The organism is Catellatospora sichuanensis (genome assembly GCF_007483665.1).
Classification (GTDB): domain Bacteria; phylum Actinomycetota; class Actinomycetes; order Mycobacteriales; family Micromonosporaceae; genus Catellatospora; species Catellatospora sichuanensis.
Window position 1 is genome coordinate 268,370 of sequence record NZ_VIQO01000010.1, and the last position, 17,189, is coordinate 285,558.

A 17,189-nucleotide genomic window follows, 5' to 3' on the forward strand; every position below is an offset into this window, starting at 1 on the left:
ACATTTCACAGCCGCTGCTGCGGACGCCTCCTCCGGCAGCTTGCTAGGGTCGGCTTTGTGTCCACCGAGACCAGCATCCAGATCCCGCGCACGGCGTACGAGGTCGAGCGGTTCACGCTCCCCAACGGTTTGCGCGTCGTGCTCAGCCCGGACCGCAGCGCACCGGTGATCGGTGTCGCGGTCGTCTACGACGTGGGAATCCGGTCCGAGCCCGAGGGCCGCACCGGCTTCGCCCACCTCTTCGAACACCTGATGTTCCAGGGCTCGGCCAACCTGGAGAAGCTGGCCCACTTCCGGCACGTGCAGGGGGCGGGCGGCACCTTCAACGGCTCCACCCACCTGGACTACACCGACTACTTCGAGACGGTGCCGAGCAACGCGCTGGAGCGGATGCTCTTCCTGGAGGCCGACCGCATGCGCGGGCCGCGGCTGACCGAGGAGAACCTCAAGAACCAGATCGACGTGGTCAAGGAGGAGATCCGGGTCAACGTGCTGAACCGCCCGTACGGCGGCTTCCCGTGGCTCAAGCTCCCGCCGGTCATGTTCGACACGTTCCCGAACGCGCACGACGGCTACGGCTCGTTCAGCGACCTGGAGGCCGCGACCGTTCCGGACGCCGCCGAGTTCTTCGACAAGTACTACGCCTGCGGCAACGCCACGCTGGCCGTCTCCGGCGACTTCGAGTCCGCGCACGCCCGGCTGCTGATCGAGCGGCACTTCGGCGACGTCCCGGCCCGCCCGGCCCCGGTGCGCCCGGACTTCACCGAGCCCGATCTGAGCGCCGAGCGGCGCGAGTCCTACGTGGACCGGCTCGCCCCGCTGCCCGCGGTCGCCTCGGCGTGGCGGGTCCCGGACCCGATCACCGACTTCGCCGGCTACCTGCCGTACGTGGTGCTGGCCGAGGTGCTCACCGACGGCGACGCGTCGCGGCTGGTCGAGCGCCTGGTGCTGAAGGACCGCAGCGTCACCAGCGTCGGCGGCTACCTGGGCTTCATGGGTGAGCCGTTCGAGGTGCGCGACCCCACGGCGCTGCTGCTGCAGTCGCACCTGCCGCCGGGCGGCAGCGTGGACAAGGTGCTGGTCACCATCGACGAGGAGTTGGACCGGCTGGCCACCGACGGGCTGACCGCGGGCGAACTGGCCCGTACCCAGGCCCGGATGGCCACCCACCTGCTGCGCGAGACCGACGCGGTGCTGGGCCGCGCGCTGCGCATGGCCGTGCTGGAGCTGCAGCGGGGCAACCCGGGGCTGCTCAACGACCTGCCGCACTCGATCGCGGAGGTGACCGAGGAGCAGGTCCGGGCCGCCGCGGCCGCCCTGCGCCCGAACCGCCGGGCGTCCATCGAGGTCGTGCCCGGAGGAAACCAGTGAGCGAGCGAACCGGTGGGCTCAGTGGGGCTCATGCCGTCGACGAGCGAAGCGAGGAGCAGGCATGAGCGTGACCACCCTTCCCGAGTTGGATGAGAACCGGCCGCTGGTCCTGCCGGTGGAGGTCGAGCAGACGCTGCCCAACGGGCTGACCGTGCTGGCCATCCGCCGGCCGAGCGTGCCGCTGGCCGAGGTGCGGCTGCGCGTGCCGTTCGCCAAGGCCGAGCTGGCCGAGGCGGCGGTGCTGGCGCAGACCCTGTTCTCGGGCACGAGCAAGCGCAGCACCGTCCAGATCGCCGCCGAGCTGCAGACCGTCGGTGGCGGGCTGGGCGCCGGGATCGACCCGGACCGCCTCCAGATCAGCGGCAATTCGCTGGTGTCGGGACTGGACCGGCTGCTGGAGCTGCTGGCCGAGGTGCTCGACGACGCGGTCTACCCGGAGGGCGAGGTCACCACCGAGTCCGAGCGGCTGGCCGACCGGATCCAGGTCGCGCAGAGCCAGCCCGCCCACCTGGCCCGCGTCGCGCTGCTCAAGCGCATCTACCCGGGGCACCCGTACGCGGTGCAGACCCCGTCGGTGGAGGACGTGCGTGCGGTCAGTCCGGAGGCGTTGCGCGCGCTGCACGCCCGGCGGCTGCACCCGGCGGGCGCGACCCTGGTCATCGTCGGCGACCTCGACCCGGAGCAGGCGGTGCAGACCGCGGCCAAGCGCCTCGGCGGGTGGAACGGGGCCGGCGAGAGCGCCGAGCTGTCGCCCATCCCGCTGCTGGTGCCGGGCCCGCTGCTGCTGGTGGACCGGCCGGGCGCGGTGCAGTCGTCGCTGCGTTTCGCGCTGCCGGCGGTGGGCCGCACCCACCCCGACCACGCCGCGCTGCAGCTCGCAAACATGATCTTCGGCGGCTACTTCTCCTCCCGCTGGGTGGAGAACATCCGCGAGGACAAGGGCTACACCTACGGCCCGCACTCGGTGATCGAGCACTCGGTGGCCGGTTCCACGCTGACCGTGTCCGCCGAGGTGGCCACCGAGGTCACCGCCCCGGCCCTGGTCGAGACGCTGTACGAGCTGGGCCGCATCGCGGCGCTGCCGGTCCGCGAGGACGAGTTGGAGCAGGCGCGGCAGTACGCGCTGGGCACGCTGCAGCTGGGCATGTCGACGCAGTCCGGGCTGGCCGGGCTCGCCAGCACCTACGCCGGGTTCGGGCTGCGGCTGGACTTCCTGGCCGAGCACTCGGCCCGGCTGGCCGCGGCGACCCTGGAAGACGTGCACCGGGTCGCGGCGACGTACCTCGCGCCCGCGGTGGCGGCCCCGGTGATCCTCGGCGACGCCGAGAAGATCCAGGCCGCGGTCTCGGCGATCGTGCCGGTGCAGGTCGAGCCGAAGTCGTGAACGAAGCACATGGTGTGACGGTGAGCTGCTCGCATGAGTGATTCGCCTACGGCGGCCCGGTCGGATCTCGACCGGGCCGCGTTCCGGCGCGCCGACCCGCAGTGGCTGGCCGACGCGTGGTCACGCGGCCAGGTGGTCGTGATCGGAGACGACGGGCGGGCGCTGATCCGCGACGACCGGCTGGTGCTGGTCGGTTCGGATCAGGTCGGCGCCGGCGGCCCGGCCGGTGAGCCGCTGTTCCTCGGCGTCGACGCGGGCGGCACGGCCTATTTCGCGGTGAACCGCGAGCTGCCCGAGGTGCCCGGCGCCGAGCCGAAGCACCTGTGGGAGGTCGGCGCGGACCTGCCGCCGCGCGAGACGTCGCTGCTGACCCAGGCGCTGGCGCTGGTGCGCTGGCACCGCGACCACCTCTACGCCCCGCGCAGCGGCAAGCCGACCACGGTGGAGCAGGGCGGCTGGGTGCGCCGGGACGCCGACGGGGAGCTGCACTTCCCGCGTACCGACCCGGCCGTGATCATGTCGGTGCACGACGGGGCGGCCGGTCCGCAGGGGCTCATCCTGCTCGGTGCGAACGTGGTGTGGGCCGGTGCCGCCAAACGCCGCTACTCGGTGCTGGCCGGTTTCGTCGAGGCGGGGGAGACCGCGGAGGAGGCGGTCGCCCGCGAGGTGTACGAGGAGGCGGGCGTGCGGGTGTCCGACATCCGCTACCACGGCAGCCAGGCGTTCCCGTACCCCCGCTCGCTGATGCTGGGCTTCAGCGCGGTCGCCGACCCGGCGGCCGCGCCGCTGCGCACCGACCCGGACGAGCTGCTCGATGCGCAGTGGTTCACGCGCGAGCAGATCGCCCGGGTGCTGGACGGGTCAGACGACTCCTTCACGCTCCCGAACCGGTCCTCCATCGCCCACCAGCTCGTCCTGCGCTGGCTGCGCGAGGGCTGACGGCGGGGTCAGCCCGCGCCCGGCCCACAGGTAAAGCGCGGACACCGCCATCACCGCGCTCATGCCGGCCAGCAGCAGCCGGAAGTCGACCAGCTCGACGAGCACCGCGCCGAATCCGATCGCGAGCGTCTGCGGTGCGCTGATCAGCGCGTCCATCGCCGCCGAGACCCGGCCCATCAGTGCGGCGGGGGTGCTGCGCTGCATCAGCGTCATGAGGCCGACGAGCAGGTAGGGCAGGCCGAAGCCGGAGAGCAGGGCGGTGGGGAAGGCCAGCCACAGGCTCGGGGTCAGGCTGGTGAGCAGCAGCGGCAGGAACAGCGCGATGCCGATGGCGTTGGCCGACAGCTCACCGACCCGGCGGATCAGCCAGGCTGAGGTCAGGCCGCCGAGCAGGCCGCCGACACCCTGGACGCTGATCAGCACGCCGATGAAGGCCGGCGGCCGGTGCAGGCCCTGGTCGACGAAGGCGAAGAAGACGGTCTCGCTGAAGCCGAAGACGAGGATCGAGATCACGTTGCCGATCAGGGCGCGCCGCAGCGTGACGCTGCCGACCAGGTGGCGTACGCCCGCGCCGACCTCGGCCACCCAGTGCTGCTCGGTGCGCTCGGGCTTCTCCTCGGGCACCCGCAACACGGCGATGACCAGGGCCGCGATGATGAAGCCCGCCATGCCGAGCACGGCCAGGCCCCAGCCCTTCGTGGCGGCGTAGAGCGCGGCCCCCAGCAGCGGCCCCACCAGGCGCAGGCCCTGCCGCACCGTCTGCAGCGCCCCGTTGGCCTCGGCCAGCAGGTCCGGCGGGATGACCTCCTTGATCAGACCGTTGAGGGAGCCGCTGACCAGGATGTACGAGACGCCGTAGCCGACCGCGACGGCGAAGATGATCCACAGGTCTTCGCCGCCGTCGACGGCCAGCAGCGGAGTCAGCATCACCGCCGAGCCGACCAGGGACGCGATCAGGAACGGGCGCCGGCGGAACCGGTCCACCACCACGCCGAACAGCGGCGCGAACATCACCGGCAGGACCACGCACAGGATCGCCGCGCCCGCCATGCCGTCGGAGCCGGTGAGGTCCTTGGCCCAGATGGCCAGCGCGAGCACCAGCATCGACTCGGCGGTCATGCTGAAGAACAGGCCCGCGAAGAGCAGGCGGAAATCGGGTCGGCGCAGTACGGCGCGCATGGGGTGTCCCTCCGGGGTGGTGGGGTCGAGGTTCAGCTGGGGTTGGGGTGGGCCCAGGCGACCATGCGAACGGGGCGGGAGCCCGCGGGCCGGGATGCGGGGTCGGTGATTCGCTGGTTGTACCTGGTCATCACCGCGACGAGCTCGTCCTCCAGCGCCGTGAGCTCCTCGGCGGTGAGCCAGTTGACGTTCTGGACGCCGAAGGCGGCGTGCCGCCACGGTGTGTCGTCGGTCTGGCGCTGCTCGTCCCAGCGGTTGCGCAGGCCCAGCTCGTGACCCAGCAGCGTCGCGGTGACCTGGCTGCCCGCCTGCATCAGCTCCGGCGGATCATCCGGGCTGCCCCACCTGTTGCCCATGGGCACCCAGCGCCACGGCCGGTTGCGGCCCACGCCGCCCTCGGCCTCCTCGATGAACCCGAACTTCGCCAGCTGCCGCAGGTGCCACGAGCAGTTCGCCGCGGACTCGCCGACCCGCTCGGCCAGCTCTGTCGCCGTCGCCGGGCCGTCCAGCGCCAACTCGTTCATCAGCCGCAACCGCACCGGGTGCGCCATCGCCCGCAACACACGCGGGTCCGTGATGTCCCGCATCGGCAGTCTCTCCGTCACATCAAAAGAATGCTTTCAAAAGAACTCTTTCGTCAACCCCGGTGCTGCAGTTCGGCGGGTTCGTGATCAACCGGGGCGAAAGGTGTGTCGGTGCGAGGGCGGGGGCGGGCGGGCGGCTTAGCCTGAGGGCTGGTCACCGACGGAGGTCCCCCTTGCCGCGAGGATCCAGCCCGATCGTCCGCCGCCAGCGCCTCGGCGTGGAGCTGCGCCGCCTGCGTGAGACCGCCGGACTCACCGGTGAACAGGTCGTCGACCAGGTCGGCTGGGCGGCCAAGTCGAAACTGTCGCGACTGGAGAACGGGCGCAGCCGCCCGGACCTCGGCGACGTGCTGGATCTGCTGGACCTCTACCAGGTGCGCGGGCGGGACCGGGACCAACTGGTGGCGATCGCGCGGGACGCCGGCAACACCCGCGGCTGGCTGCGGGCCTATCCGGTGATGACGCAGCGGCAGCGCGGTTACGCCGAACTGGAGGCGGGCAGCGCCCGCATCAGGGAGTACGGCCTGGCCATGGTCCCCGGTCTGCTGCAGACACCGGAGTATGCGCGGGCGCGCATCCTCTCCTCGCGCCCGCTGTCGGGGGCGACGTCGCCGACCGACGGCGTGCCGGCGCAGCGCGTGAACCCGGTGGTGGGGCCGGTGGCTGAACTGCCCGCGCCGCAGGAGCCGGACACCGAGGTGGCGGCACGGCTGGCCCGCCAGACGATCCTGACCCGCACCCCGGACGCACCGTGCTACGAGGCGATCCTCGACGAGCAGGCGCTGCTGGGGCGCGGCGCGCCGGACGACGTGCGTGAAGGGCAGCTGGCCCACCTCGCGGCGCTCACTCAGTTACCTAACGTGACGATCAGAGTACTGCCGCGCGCGGCGACGGTCGGCCAGCACTTCATACCGCATACGGGGTTTTCTATCTATCACTTTCCCGACCCGGATGACCCGGAGACGGTGGCCGTGGAGACACTCGCCCGTGAGCTGGTGCTCACCGACCGCAACAGCGTCGAGCGATACGCGAGGGTCTTCGGCTGGCTCGGCGATGCCGCGCTGGACCCGGTGCGGTCGCGGGCGTGGATAAGCGCCCGGATCAGCTGATCTCCTCGACAGAAAATTACGCTCCGTCACCCGTTCGGGCGGTGCTGCCCGACGATCGTCGCGTCTTGCTTGATTCCAGCTGGGGAAATGCACAAGCATGACATCAGCCGAATGTGGAACTTCCACCCATGGACTCCACAGTCGACCTCCGCCCGGCAGGCAGTGACGGAGCAAGCGCATGCGGTACCTGATCGTTCGCACCGAGGTACGACCCTTCGCGCCCGAGGATGTGGTCGCGTCGTTCCTCGATGAGCAACCGCTGCGCGACGAGACGGCGACCCCCGAGCAGCGCCGCCAAGTGGCGGAGGCGGACAGCCTCGACGCCGCCCTCCAGCTCGCCCGCGCGCTCGCCTCGGTCGGCGCCGTCCGCTCCGGCCGCCAGCGGGTCAAGGTGGTCCGCCTAGACGCCCCCCGCTGGCCCAGCTGACCGCGCCCGACGCGGCCGTGCCCGGCGCACGGGAAGATCGCCGTCTCGTGCCGAAAGGTGGGGTCAGACCCCGGCTTGCGGCACGAAACAGCGATCGCGTAGGCGGCCGAGGTCAGGCCGGGTCGGCGGCCGTTTCTGCGATCGCGGCGAGGTGGTCCTTGACCTGGATGATGCTGGGGTTGGTCAGGGCGCTGCCGTCGGCGAAGCGCAGCGTCGGCACGGTCTGGTTGCCGCCGTTCACGCCCATCACGAAGTCCGCCGCGTTGGGGTCCTGCTCGATGTCGATCACCGTGTAGGTGATGCCCTCGCGGTCGAGCTGGCTGCGCAGCCGGTGGCAGTAACCACACCACGTGGTCGAGTACATGGTCAGCATGGCGATCCTCGGGTCGGGGGAGCGGGGGCTCCGGGGGACTCTAGCGATGGCAACATCCACAACACCTGGGATGATTCCCTGTTGTGACCAGAGACGCTGCCCCCGACACGGCCCGGAAGGTACTGAACGGCCTGGACGAAGAGCAGGCGGCCGCGGTCACGGCGCCGGCCGGACCGGTGTGCATCCTGGCCGGGGCGGGCACCGGCAAGACCCGGGCGATCACCCACCGGATCGCGCACCGCGTCGTCACCGGCGAGGTCCAGCCCAAGCATGTGCTCGCGGTCACCTTCACCGCGCGCGCCGCGGCGCAGCTGCGCGAGCGGCTGGCCGGGCTCGACGCGCACGGCGTGCAGGCCCGTACGTTCCACGCCGCCGCCCTGCGCCAGCTGCGCTTCTTCGCCCCCCGCCTCCTGCGCGGCCGGGAGATGCCGGAGCTGGTCGAGAGCAAGGCGCGGCTGATCGTGCTCGCCGCGGCCCGGGCCGGGGTGCGGGCCGACCGCACCGGCGCACGCGACCTCGCCGCCGAGATCGAGTGGTCGAAGTCGTCGCTGATCGAGCCCGGTGAGTACACGGTCGCGGCGGCCAAGGCCGGCCGGGAGACGCCGCTGGACGCGGCCCAGGTCGCCGCGGTGTACACCGCGTACGAGCACGTCAAGCGCCAACAGGGCGTGATCGACTTCGAGGACCTGCTGCGCGCCATGTGCTGGGGGATCGAGGAGCACTCCGACGTCGCCGAGCAGGTCCGCACGCAGTACCGGCACTTCGTCGTCGACGAGTACCAGGACGTGAACCCGCTCCAGCAGCGGCTGCTGGAGGCGTGGCTGGGCGGCCGCAAGGACCTGACCGTGGTCGGCGACGCGGCGCAGACCATCTACTCGTTCACCGGCGCGACCTCGTCGTACCTGGTGGACTTCGCGCGTACCCACCGCAACGCGACCGTGGTGCGGCTGGTCCGCGACTACCGGTCCACCCCGCAGGTGGTGGGCCTGGCCAATGCGGTCATCCGGCAGGCGAAGGGCAGCGAGTCACGGCTGCGCCTGGACCTGGTCGGGCAGCGCGCGGCCGGGCCGGAGCCTGACGCCCGGGTCTTCGCCGACGAGCACAACGAGGCGGTCGGGGTGGCCCGCCGCTGCGCCGACCTGATCGCGGCGGGCACCCCGGCGTCCGAGATCGCGGTGCTGTTCCGGGCCAACTCCCAGTCGGAGACCTACGAGCAGGCCCTCGCCGACGCCGGGGTGCCCTACGTGCTGCGCGGCGGGGAGCGCTTCTTCGAGCGGGCCGAGATCCGCCAGGCGATGATCGCGCTGCGCTCGGCCTCCCGCGCCGACGGCGGCGACGATCTGGTCGCCACGGTCAGCGCGGTGCTGGTCGGGCTGGGCTGGCAGCCCGAGCGTCCGCCGTCGGGTGGGGCCGCGCGGGAACGCTGGGAGGCCCTCGCCGCGCTGGTACGCCTGGCCGCCGAGTTCCGCCCCGACCCGGGCGCGGACAACGGGCTCGCCGATTTCGCGGCCGAGCTGGGCCGGCGCGCCCACGCGCAGCACGCCCCGACCGTGGCCGGGGTGACCCTGGCCAGCCTGCACTCCGCGAAGGGCCTGGAGTGGGACGCGGTGTTCCTGGTCGGGCTCGTCGAGGGGACCATGCCCACCGCGTACGCCCGCAGCGCCGAAGCGCTGGAGGAGGAGCGCAGGCTGCTGTACGTCGGTATCACCAGAGCGCGGCGGATGCTGTGGCTCAGCTACGGCGAGATGCGCTCGTCCGGCGGCCGGGCCCGGCGGCCATGCCGCTTCCTGCAGGGTGTGCCGGGGTTGGCGCCGTTCGGCGGCCAGGCCGCCGCGCCCCGTGCGGAGCGGCCCGCACCCGGCGCGCCCCGGGCGGCCCGCAAGACCGTGATCGTGAGCTGCCGGGTGTGCGGTGCGACCCTGCTCGCCGGGCCGGAGCGCAAGCTGGGCCGGTGTGCGGGCTGCCCGTCCTCACTGGACGAGGAGCTGTTCGAGCGGCTGGGCGACTGGCGGGCCAGGGTCGCCGCGGCGGCGAAGATCCCCGCGTACGTCGTCTTCACCGACGCCACCCTGACCGCGCTGGCCGAGCGTCAGCCATCTGACAGGGCGGGACTCGTGGAGATCGCCGGCATCGGTCCGCGCAAACTCGAGCTGTACGGCGAGGCAGTTCTCGCGCTCTTGAAGGGCGCTTCGGTGGCGGATTTGCTGCCTGAACAACCGACTTCAGAAGATCTTCAAAAAGATTTGGCAACAGAGCCGTAAAACCGTTTGCGCCCTCCCGGCCGGGAGGCATAACCTTCGGTCACACCTCCAAGAGCGCGCACATCCGTGCTGCTCCTGGCTGGTGATTCACGTTCTGCACCGACGAGGCAAGTGAGGAGGCGAGTCCCATGGAGATCACGTTCAAAACCTTGAACGCTGTCGTGCCGTCGCTCGCCGCTGCCTGCGCTCCGTCGGTCACCGTTTCGCCGATCGCCCTGGCTGCACCCTCACAGCCGGCACCCACCGGCCACGCCACGCATGGCGCAGTGGGCGCATTGGGCGGCTCGACCGTCACCGGTCTGCCGGTGGCCCAGCTGCCGGTCCTGCGACAGCTGGCCTGGAACCCGAACCCGATCAAGGTGGCCCCCGCGGGAGCCGCCAAGCCGAAGAGCATCACCAGCACCACCAGCACCACCCTGGCCTACCGGAACCAGGAGTCCTCGGGCATGAAGCTCGATGGATTCAGCGGGCTCCCACCTCGAGGTAAACCAAAGGTCTAAACCAGACCACCGGCTCACCTCGAGGCCGCGGAACCCGTACACCGGGATCCGCGGCCTTAGTTATTTCCACCCCCATGGAAAGCGATCCACGAGATCGAGATGAAAGGAAGGTGACCGGAAGATGAGTCTGGCGTTGGCCCCAGTACTCGACTTCAGCGTCGAGCTGGGTGCGGAGCTGCCCTGCCGGAAGTTCGACCCGGACCTGTGGTTCTCGGACGCTCCCGCGGAGCTTGAGCTGGCCAAGTCGCTGTGCGGCGAGTGCCCGCTCAAGGTCGAGTGCCTCTCCGGGGCACTGGAGCGCGAGGAGCCCTGGGGCGTCTGGGGCGGCGAGATCTTCGAGCGTGGTGCGGTCGTGGCGCGCAAGCGTCCGCGTGGCCGTCCGCGTAAGGACGACCTCGCTCGCGAGGCGGCCCTGGTGGCCGAGACCGAGGCGCGTGTCGCCGCGGTCACCGCTCGCGAGTCGGTCCGGCTCGCTGCCTGAGCAGCAACTCCGCATCACCCAATCCAGCCGCCTGCCGGCTAAGCCACTACCACAGCATCGGAGAGAAGCAATGAGAAACGGCATCAGCGACATCTATATGATCCACGAAATCATGAGTCGGGCTCGAATGCTTGAGCCTCAGAACATCCCCTCTGAGGCTTCCCGTTCCGCCCGTCAGATCATGGTCGCCGCGCGTCGGCGTGCACGTGAGCTGTCGCAGCGATAAGTGAATCAATGCGGATGCCCGCCGGCTCAGCCGGCGGGCATCCGTGTTTTTCGAGGTCGGTAGCCAGGTCAGGGGGTCGGTTCGGCGAAACCGGGGAGCCAGCGCTCCAGGATGGCGCGGTAGTGCGCCTTGGCCTCCAGCTGGCACAGCACGCCGATGGAGCCCAGCGTCACCCGATGGATCATCAGGTACGACGGCGGCAGGTTCAGCTGCCGACCCAGCGAGTACGCCGGGCTGCGCGGGCTGGCCAGCCGGGCCGCCTCCTCACGCAGCCAGGCCCGGGAGAAGCGGAACTCGTGCGCGGCCAGCGGCTCCAGCATGGGCCGCACGTAGTCCAGCACCGCCTGCGCGTCGATGTCGGCGTTCGCCCGCACGAAACCCTCGCCCTGCAGGCCCTTGAGCACCTCGTCGGCCCGCCCGGCCAGGGCGAGTCGGGTGATCCGGCCGACGGGCTCCGGCAGCCCCTGCGGCAGCCGGGCGACCGCACCGAAGTCGATGACGGCGAGCCGGTCGTCGGGCAGCAGCCGGTAGTTGCCCGGGTGCGGGTCGGCGTGCAGGAGCCCGGCCCGCTCGGGGGCGGAGAAGTGCAGCATGGCCATCAGCGCACCGGCCCGGTCGCGCTGCGCCACCGTCCCGGTGCTGATGATCTTCGACAGCGGGATGCCCTCGACCCACTCGGTGACCAGCACTCGCGGGGCGGCCGCCAGCACCTGCGGCACCAGGATCTCCTCGTCCCCCGCGTACGCGGCCGCGAAGGCGCGCTGGCTGGCCGCCTCCAGCTCGTAGTCCAGCTCCTCGACGACCCGCGCGCGCAGCTCGGTGACCAGCGGTTTGACGTCCAGCCCGGGTTGGATCACCTTGAACAGCCCGGCCAGGCGGGACAGCTGGGTCAGGTCGGCGATCAGCGCGTCGCCCGCGCCCGGGTACTGGATCTTCACGGCGACCGGGATCCCGGTGCGCTTGCGCGGGACCTTCCACACGGCCCGGTGCACCTGGCCGATGCTGGCCGCGGCCGCGGGCTCGTCGTCGAACTCGCGGAACAGGGCGCGCCAGTCGCTGCCCAGCTGCTCCGCCAGCACCTTGTGCACGGTGGCGGCGGGCAGCGGCGGGGCCGCCTCCTGGAGCTTGGTCAGCGCGTCGCGGTAGGGCTCCGCCAGCGCGTCGGGCAGGGCCGCCTCGAACACGCTCAGCGCCTGGCCGAGCTTCATCGCGCCGCCCTTGAGCTGGCCCAGCACGCTGAACAGCTGCTCGGCCGTACGCTCCTGGATCTCGGCGGAGATCACGTCGGTGGCGATGCCGGTGACCCGCTTGCCGAACCCGAGCACGGTCCGCCCGGCGAAGCCCAGGGGTAGAGATGCCAGCTTGGCGGTGCGGGAGACGGCGCGGCGCGGGATGTCGGTCACCGTGCCATTGTTGCCGACCCCGCGGATTTCGGCCCGTTCCGGCAGGTGAAGACCCTGTGGAGAATGTCAGCCGCGCCGCCGTCGGATGCAGTCGCACGACGGGTGGGGTGACCAGGTGCGCCGTCGCCAGGGCAGCACGCCGTTGATCTCGACAGTCGTGCCGATCGTGGTCGGCGAGGCTCCGTCGAGGTAGGCCAGCACCTCTGCAGCGGCGAAACCAGCCGCGGTGAGGCGGGTCGCGGCCGGGCACGGATCGCCCCCGGGCGGCACCTGGGCGAGCTGGGCCACCAGCCGGGGCCAGGAAGGGTCGCGGTCGGTGCGGTGCAGATCGAGGCAGTGCAGGCAGGGCCCGCCCGTGACGGGCACCAACGGGCCGACCACGGCGACCCCGTCGCGAACCGTCAGCGCCAGGTGAGGCACCCTGCGGCGAGTTCCACGGGTGGATACGGCATACCCGACCTGGACCCGGAACGTGGCGTCGGTGGCCCGCAGGGTGGCCGGGTGGGGCCCCGCCGCTCGGGCCCCGGACAGCGGGCTCACCGCGGTGGCCGCGCCGGGCGCGGGGCTGACCGTGGCCGCGGCGCCGGGGGAGACGACCAGGCCCACCTTGCCCACTCCGGCATCCAGCAGGGCCGTGGTGACCAGCCGGGCCGTCGGACCGGCGCCTGCGATGATCACCCGCGCCAGGGCCCGCCGCTGCAGCACCCGGGCCGGAGTGCCGGCGCTCTCCGAGCGGCGCAGGGCGAGCGCGGCCGCCTCGTCGGCGAGCCGGGCCCGGTGCTCGGCGGGCAGCGCCGAGGGCATCAGCGTGTGGGCCGGCATGACCAGCCCCCGGCTGGTCAGCGCGGCGAGCACCTCGTGCACGTCCTCGGCCCGCATGCCGAGCCGTCCCATCTCGGTGAGCAGGGCCCGTTCGGTGCGGGAGCCGTCGAGCAGCTCCAGCAGCCGGGCCGCGGAGCGGTGCGGCAGCTCCAGCACGACGGCGTGTTCAGGGTCGGTGCCCAGCTGGACGGTGTGACGGTCGCGCCACATCGGGCGCAGCCCCGGCAGCAGGGCCGGGCGGGACATCGGGGAGCGGCTCACAGCAGTCGAGCGTGCCAGCCCTCAGCGGGCCCCGGTCGCGGTTATCCACAGGCCGTCCCCCGTGATCAAGAGGTTTTCCACAGTGCTGACCTGGGTTATCCACAGATCTTGGAGAAGATTGTCGGGAAAGCGACAGGAGCCCGCAGTGTCTGCGGGCTCCTGTCTCGCGTTGTTCCTCAGGCCTTGCCGAGAATGCGGTTCACGGTCGTACCGCAGACGGGGCAGGGCCCCTTGGCCATCCGCATGCCAGTCTTGGAGATCTCCACCTTGCCGGTGAAATCACGCTTTTCCTTGCACTTCACGCAGTAGCCGTTGTACTTCTCTTCGGCCACGATTCCTCCTCATGATCCACGGTGACTCGTCCCGGCGGCTTGCGCTGTGACGGTCGAAGTCTGCCTGCCCGAATCGATCTGAGTAGTCAGGTTACGCGGGACACGCCGGAGTCATCACGCTTGCCGAAAATGAGGCATTTTCGTAAAGTCGCCTTTGCATTGAGTAATGTCCCTTATGCGAACCAGTGGTCCGGGTCACGGTCAGAAGAATTTTCTTGGCGAAGACCACCTATCCCGGCAAATCTGGCGATGATCACAAGATTGACTCTTGCGCCACCCTGGCACCGGGCCGCTAGCGTCCTAGCCGTGAGTAACACCCCCCTGGTTACCCCCGGGTTCCCCCTGGTCTGCGCCGGTCGTTAATGGCCGCCGCACGCAAACCCGTGGTAGAGGTCCGACGCAGTGAGCGCCGGCGGCGGACGGTGTCCGCCTACCGCGAGGGGGAGCGGGTGGTGGTGCTCATCCCCAGCCAGTTCTCGCGCGCCGAGGAGAGCGAATGGGTGAGCAAGATGCTCGCCCGGCTCGCCGCCCGCGATCAGCGCAGCCTGCGCAGCGACGCCGAGCTCGAAGCCCGCGCCCGCCAGTTGGCCTGTCGCTACCTGCCTGAGTTCGGCGCCGTCGCGGTGCCCGCCACCGTGCGCTGGGTCGGCAACCAGCACGGCCGCTGGGGTTCCTGCACCCCCGCCGACCGCACCATCCGGCTGTCCGAGCGGGTGCGCGAGATGCCCGCGTGGGTCGCCGACTACGTGCTGCTCCACGAGCTGGTGCACCTGATCGTGCCCAGCCACAACGCCCGCTTCTGGGCCCTGGTCGGCCGCTACCCGCGCACCGAGCGCGCCCGCGGCTACCTCGAGGGCATCGCCGCCGCCGAACACGCCCGCGCCGAGTGACCCTGCGCACCCGCCGCCCCGTTTTTGCATAGACGTTGGCCTATCACATCGAGAATCAGTGGCTCGGATTCGATGTGATAGGCCAACGTCGATTGAAAAGCGGGCTCGCCCGCCGAGTCAGTCCTGCTTCGGGCCGTTCTCGGGGCCGCCCTCGTCGTGGCGGGGCAGGTCGTCGAGGCCGCTGAGGTCGAGGACCGTGGTGTCGGCGCTCGCCGCGTAGGCGGCCGGGTCGGCGAAGTCCTCGTCGTCGGGCAGCAGGTCGGGGTGGTCCCACAGGGCGTCACGGCCGGACACCCCGCGGTGCTCGGTCAGCGCCGCCCACAGCGCCGCGGCCTCACGCAGGCGGCGGGGCCGCAGCTCCAGGCCGACGAGCGCGGCGAACGTCTGCTCCGCGGGGCCGCCGGCCGCGCGGCGGCGGCGGAACGTCTCGGAGAGGCGTACGACGTTGGGCAGGCGGTTGCCGGCGGCCTGCTCGACCACGTGCGTGACCCAGCCTTCGACCAGGGCGAGCACGGTCTCCAGGCGGCGCAGGGCGGCCTGCTGCTGCGGGCTGTCGTCGGGCGTGAAGATGCCTTCGAGCTGCAGCTCGGCCATCGACTCGGGGTCGGCGGGGTTGACCCGTTGCAGCGCCTCCTCGATGGCCTCACGGTCCACCCGGATGCCGTTGGCGTAGGCCTCCACCGCGGTCAGCACGTGCCCGCGCAGCCACGGCACGTGGCCGAAGAGCCGCTGGTGGGCGGCCTCGCGCAGGGCCACGAACAGGCGCAGCTCACCCGCGTCCAGTTCCAGGCCCTCGCCGTACGCCCGGATGTTGGCGGGCACGAGCGCGGCGGTGCCGTTGGGGCCGAGCGGCAGGCCGATGTCGCCGGCCGAGAGCACCTCGACGGCGAGCTTGGCCAGCGCGGTGCCGAACTGGCCGCCGAACAGGGCGCCACCCAGGCTGCTGATCATCGCGGCCATCGGGCCGAGCTGGGCGCGGGCCTCCGGCGGAACCAGGTCGCCCATGGCGTTGACCATGCGGTCGGCGACCGGGTCGGCCAGCTTGCGCCAGACGTCCAGAGTGTTGAAGATCCACTCGTTGCGGTTCCACGCGGCCGTGGTGAGCACGCCGCTGGGCAGGGAAGTGGCCGGGTCGAGCCACAGGTCGGCCAGGCGCAGTGCGTCGTCGACCTCGGTGCGGTCGGCGGCGGTCACGGCCGGGTCGCCCTCGCTGTTGAGCGAGGTGGTGGCGACCTGCCGGGCGAGGTCCCAGTTCACGGGGCCTCCCCCGCTGGAGCTCATCGCCATCAGCTGCTGCAGCCCGGCGAGGAACTGCTGCATCTGCTGCGGGTCGTTGGGATCTGGTGGTTGGCCGCCAGGAAGGGCGAACCCGAACGGGGTGTCAGGCACGCTCTCCACCGTACGCGAAGTTGAGCGCAAGTGACTCATACCCACCCCGTGATCGGGGACAAGTCAGGGTCCGGCGAGCGCCCGGACCTCCCGGATAGGCTGGCCGCCATGAGACGTCGCGGGTTGACTGTGGTGCTGGGCGCGCTCCTGGCCGTGCTGCTGCTGTTCGCCATCGGGCAGGTGAAGGTGCCCTACGTGGTGGAGAGCGCCGGCCCGACCGTGGACACCCTGTCCGCCGTCGACGACAACGGCGAGGTCTGCACGCCGGGCGCGCCCGGTGCGCCGGAAGGCTGCCACGAGGTCATCTCGGTGAGCGGCGGCCCCGCGGTCTCGAAGTCCGACGGGCAGCTGCGGCTGGTCACCGTCAACGTGCAGTCGTCCACCGACCTGGTCTCGGTGATCCGGGGCTGGTGGTCCGACGAGGAGGCGGTCGTCCCGTACGAGCTGCTCTACCCGCCGGACGCCAGCCGCGAGGAGATCGACCAGCAGGGCCAGGAGGACTTCAAGAACTCGCAGACCAGCGCGGAGACCGCGGCGCTGCGCGAGCTCGGCTACCCGGTGCGGATCACGGTCGACAAGGTGGTCGCGGGCGGCGCGTCGGACGGCCGGTTGAAGCCGGGCGACGTCATCGACACCGTCGACGGCACCGCGGTCACCTCCAACGGCAAGCTGCTGGAGCTGATCCAGGGCAAGCCCGCCGGCAGCACGCTGAAGCTCGGCGTCACCCGCGACAAGACCCCCACCACGGTGGAGGTGACCACCAAACCGGCGTCGGCGACCGACGACACCCCGCGAGTGGGTATCGAGGTCAAGACCGAGCAGCCGCACCCGTTCACGCTGAACATCAAGCTCGACGACATCGCCGGCCCGAGCGCGGGCCTGATGTTCACCCTCGGCATCATCGACAAGCTGAAGCCGGAGGACCTCACCGGCGGCAAGGTCATCGCGGGCACCGGCACCATCGACGACGAGGGCAACGTCGGGCCGATCGGCGGCATCCCGCAGAAGCTGTACGGGGCCAGGGCGGCCGGGGCGAAGGTCTTCCTCACCCCCGCCGCCAACTGCGCGGAAGCCAAGGCCAACGCGCTGCCCGGGCTGCCGCTGGCGAAGGTCGGCACGCTCGCCGACGCGCTGGCCGCACTGGCCACGGTGCGGGCCGGCGGTCAGCCGCCTTCCTGTTAATCAGCTGAGAAAACGGCCCGGCGCAGGGCCCGTCCAGGCGGGCCCTGCGCCGAAACCGCACGTCAGACGACTCACC

At 71.3% G+C, this 17,189-nt stretch carries 17 protein-coding genes; 10 read left to right on the forward strand and 7 right to left on the reverse strand.

Annotated features, from left to right (window positions below; translation table 11 throughout):
* Positions 1 to 57: 57 nt before the first annotated feature.
* The 3 genes from FLL47_RS21215 to nudC all read left to right on the forward strand — a co-directional run bounded on the left by FLL47_RS21215 (position 58) and on the right by nudC (position 3,694).
* Entirely contained in the window at positions 58 to 1,371 is a 1,314-nt protein-coding gene (locus FLL47_RS21215) for a M16 family metallopeptidase (protein WP_144122274.1), read from the forward strand.
* A gap of 61 nt (positions 1,372 to 1,432) precedes the next feature.
* Positions 1,433 to 2,755 carry a M16 family metallopeptidase gene (locus tag FLL47_RS21220; protein WP_144122275.1) on the forward strand — a complete coding sequence of 441 codons (1,323 nt, stop codon included), beginning with the start codon at positions 1,433 to 1,435 and terminating at the stop codon, positions 2,753 to 2,755.
* A 33-nt stretch (positions 2,756 to 2,788) separates the two neighbouring features.
* Entirely contained in the window at positions 2,789 to 3,694 is a 906-nt protein-coding gene (gene nudC / locus FLL47_RS21225; protein WP_144122276.1) for an NAD(+) diphosphatase, read from the forward strand.
* On the opposite strand, the gene FLL47_RS21230 is transcribed toward nudC, so the two are convergent.
* A complete protein-coding gene (locus FLL47_RS21230; protein WP_144122277.1) occupies positions 3,617 to 4,873 on the reverse strand; it encodes an MFS transporter in 1,257 nt (418 codons plus the stop codon). The genes nudC and FLL47_RS21230 overlap by 78 nt on opposite strands.
* A gap of 32 nt (positions 4,874 to 4,905) precedes the next feature.
* Positions 4,906 to 5,478, reverse strand: a complete 573-nt coding sequence (locus FLL47_RS21235) for a winged helix-turn-helix domain-containing protein (protein ID WP_144122278.1) — start codon at positions 5,476 to 5,478, stop codon at positions 4,906 to 4,908.
* Positions 5,479 to 5,630: 152 nt separating this feature from the next.
* Here FLL47_RS21235 and FLL47_RS21240 point away from each other — a divergent pair, with 152 nt between their 5' ends.
* Together FLL47_RS21240 and FLL47_RS21245 are read left to right on the forward strand one after the other, a co-directional pair.
* Positions 5,631 to 6,566: a helix-turn-helix domain-containing protein gene (locus FLL47_RS21240; protein WP_186315819.1), complete on the forward strand. Its 936-nt coding sequence runs from the start codon at positions 5,631 to 5,633 to the stop codon at positions 6,564 to 6,566.
* A gap of 178 nt (positions 6,567 to 6,744) precedes the next feature.
* Positions 6,745 to 6,993 carry a hypothetical protein gene (locus FLL47_RS21245; RefSeq protein WP_120321679.1) on the forward strand — a complete coding sequence of 83 codons (249 nt, stop codon included), beginning with the start codon at positions 6,745 to 6,747 and terminating at the stop codon, positions 6,991 to 6,993.
* 112 nt (positions 6,994 to 7,105) lie between these two features.
* Here FLL47_RS21245 and FLL47_RS21250 read toward each other — a convergent pair whose 3' ends face one another.
* Entirely contained in the window at positions 7,106 to 7,366 is a 261-nt protein-coding gene (locus tag FLL47_RS21250) for a mycoredoxin (protein ID WP_144122280.1), read from the reverse strand.
* A gap of 83 nt (positions 7,367 to 7,449) precedes the next feature.
* Between FLL47_RS21250 and FLL47_RS21255 the strand changes: the two genes are divergently transcribed.
* From FLL47_RS21255 to FLL47_RS21265, 3 genes are all read left to right on the forward strand, one after another.
* Complete coding sequence (locus FLL47_RS21255) at positions 7,450 to 9,627, forward strand: ATP-dependent DNA helicase UvrD2 (RefSeq protein WP_144122281.1); 2,178 nt, start codon at positions 7,450 to 7,452, stop codon at positions 9,625 to 9,627.
* Between the two features lie 128 nt (positions 9,628 to 9,755).
* Positions 9,756 to 10,127: a hypothetical protein gene (locus tag FLL47_RS21260; RefSeq protein WP_144122282.1), complete on the forward strand. Its 372-nt coding sequence runs from the start codon at positions 9,756 to 9,758 to the stop codon at positions 10,125 to 10,127.
* A 121-nt stretch (positions 10,128 to 10,248) separates the two neighbouring features.
* Positions 10,249 to 10,608: a WhiB family transcriptional regulator gene (locus FLL47_RS21265; protein WP_120318150.1), complete on the forward strand. Its 360-nt coding sequence runs from the start codon at positions 10,249 to 10,251 to the stop codon at positions 10,606 to 10,608.
* Positions 10,609 to 10,902: 294 nt separating this feature from the next.
* On the opposite strand, the gene FLL47_RS21270 is transcribed toward FLL47_RS21265, so the two are convergent.
* From FLL47_RS21270 to FLL47_RS43025, 3 genes are all read right to left on the reverse strand, one after another.
* On the reverse strand, positions 10,903 to 12,237 hold the full coding sequence (locus tag FLL47_RS21270; RefSeq protein ID WP_144122283.1) for an ABC1 kinase family protein: 1,335 nt from the start codon (positions 12,235 to 12,237) through the stop codon (positions 10,903 to 10,905).
* A 66-nt stretch (positions 12,238 to 12,303) separates the two neighbouring features.
* Positions 12,304 to 13,320 carry a hypothetical protein gene (locus FLL47_RS21275; RefSeq protein WP_144122284.1) on the reverse strand — a complete coding sequence of 339 codons (1,017 nt, stop codon included), beginning with the start codon at positions 13,318 to 13,320 and terminating at the stop codon, positions 12,304 to 12,306.
* A gap of 176 nt (positions 13,321 to 13,496) precedes the next feature.
* Positions 13,497 to 13,652: a DUF5679 domain-containing protein gene (locus FLL47_RS43025; protein ID WP_166381884.1), complete on the reverse strand. Its 156-nt coding sequence runs from the start codon at positions 13,650 to 13,652 to the stop codon at positions 13,497 to 13,499.
* A 362-nt stretch (positions 13,653 to 14,014) separates the two neighbouring features.
* Between FLL47_RS43025 and FLL47_RS21280 the strand changes: the two genes are divergently transcribed.
* Complete coding sequence (locus FLL47_RS21280) at positions 14,015 to 14,542, forward strand: M48 metallopeptidase family protein (protein ID WP_144122285.1); 528 nt, start codon at positions 14,015 to 14,017, stop codon at positions 14,540 to 14,542.
* A 117-nt stretch (positions 14,543 to 14,659) separates the two neighbouring features.
* Here FLL47_RS21280 and FLL47_RS21285 read toward each other — a convergent pair whose 3' ends face one another.
* Positions 14,660 to 15,931, reverse strand: coding sequence for a zinc-dependent metalloprotease (locus FLL47_RS21285; protein WP_186315820.1), 1,272 nt, complete (start codon positions 15,929 to 15,931; stop codon positions 14,660 to 14,662).
* Positions 15,932 to 16,039: 108 nt separating this feature from the next.
* Between FLL47_RS21285 and FLL47_RS21290 the strand changes: the two genes are divergently transcribed.
* Positions 16,040 to 17,113, forward strand: coding sequence for a YlbL family protein (locus tag FLL47_RS21290; RefSeq protein WP_144122287.1), 1,074 nt, complete (start codon positions 16,040 to 16,042; stop codon positions 17,111 to 17,113).
* Positions 17,114 to 17,189 lie beyond the last annotated feature (76 nt).

What these genes read in the sequence shown, in the direction of transcription:
- FLL47_RS21245 (WP_120321679.1), top strand. Translation starts at nt 6,745, where the DNA reads ATGCGGTACCTGATCGTTCGCACCGAGGTACGACCCTTCGCGCCCGAG.
- FLL47_RS21230 (WP_144122277.1), bottom strand. Translation starts at nt 4,873, where the DNA reads ATGCGCGCCGTACTGCGCCGACCCGATTTCCGCCTGCTCTTCGCGGGC.
- nudC (WP_144122276.1), top strand. Translation starts at nt 2,789, where the DNA reads ATGAGTGATTCGCCTACGGCGGCCCGGTCGGATCTCGACCGGGCCGCG.
- FLL47_RS21290 (WP_144122287.1), top strand. Translation starts at nt 16,040, where the DNA reads ATGAGACGTCGCGGGTTGACTGTGGTGCTGGGCGCGCTCCTGGCCGTG.
- FLL47_RS21280 (WP_144122285.1), top strand. Translation starts at nt 14,015, where the DNA reads ATGGCCGCCGCACGCAAACCCGTGGTAGAGGTCCGACGCAGTGAGCGC.
- FLL47_RS21260 (WP_144122282.1), top strand. Translation starts at nt 9,756, where the DNA reads ATGGAGATCACGTTCAAAACCTTGAACGCTGTCGTGCCGTCGCTCGCC.
- FLL47_RS21250 (WP_144122280.1), bottom strand. Translation starts at nt 7,366, where the DNA reads ATGCTGACCATGTACTCGACCACGTGGTGTGGTTACTGCCACCGGCTG.
- FLL47_RS21220 (WP_144122275.1), top strand. Translation starts at nt 1,433, where the DNA reads ATGAGCGTGACCACCCTTCCCGAGTTGGATGAGAACCGGCCGCTGGTC.
- FLL47_RS21265 (WP_120318150.1), top strand. Translation starts at nt 10,249, where the DNA reads ATGAGTCTGGCGTTGGCCCCAGTACTCGACTTCAGCGTCGAGCTGGGT.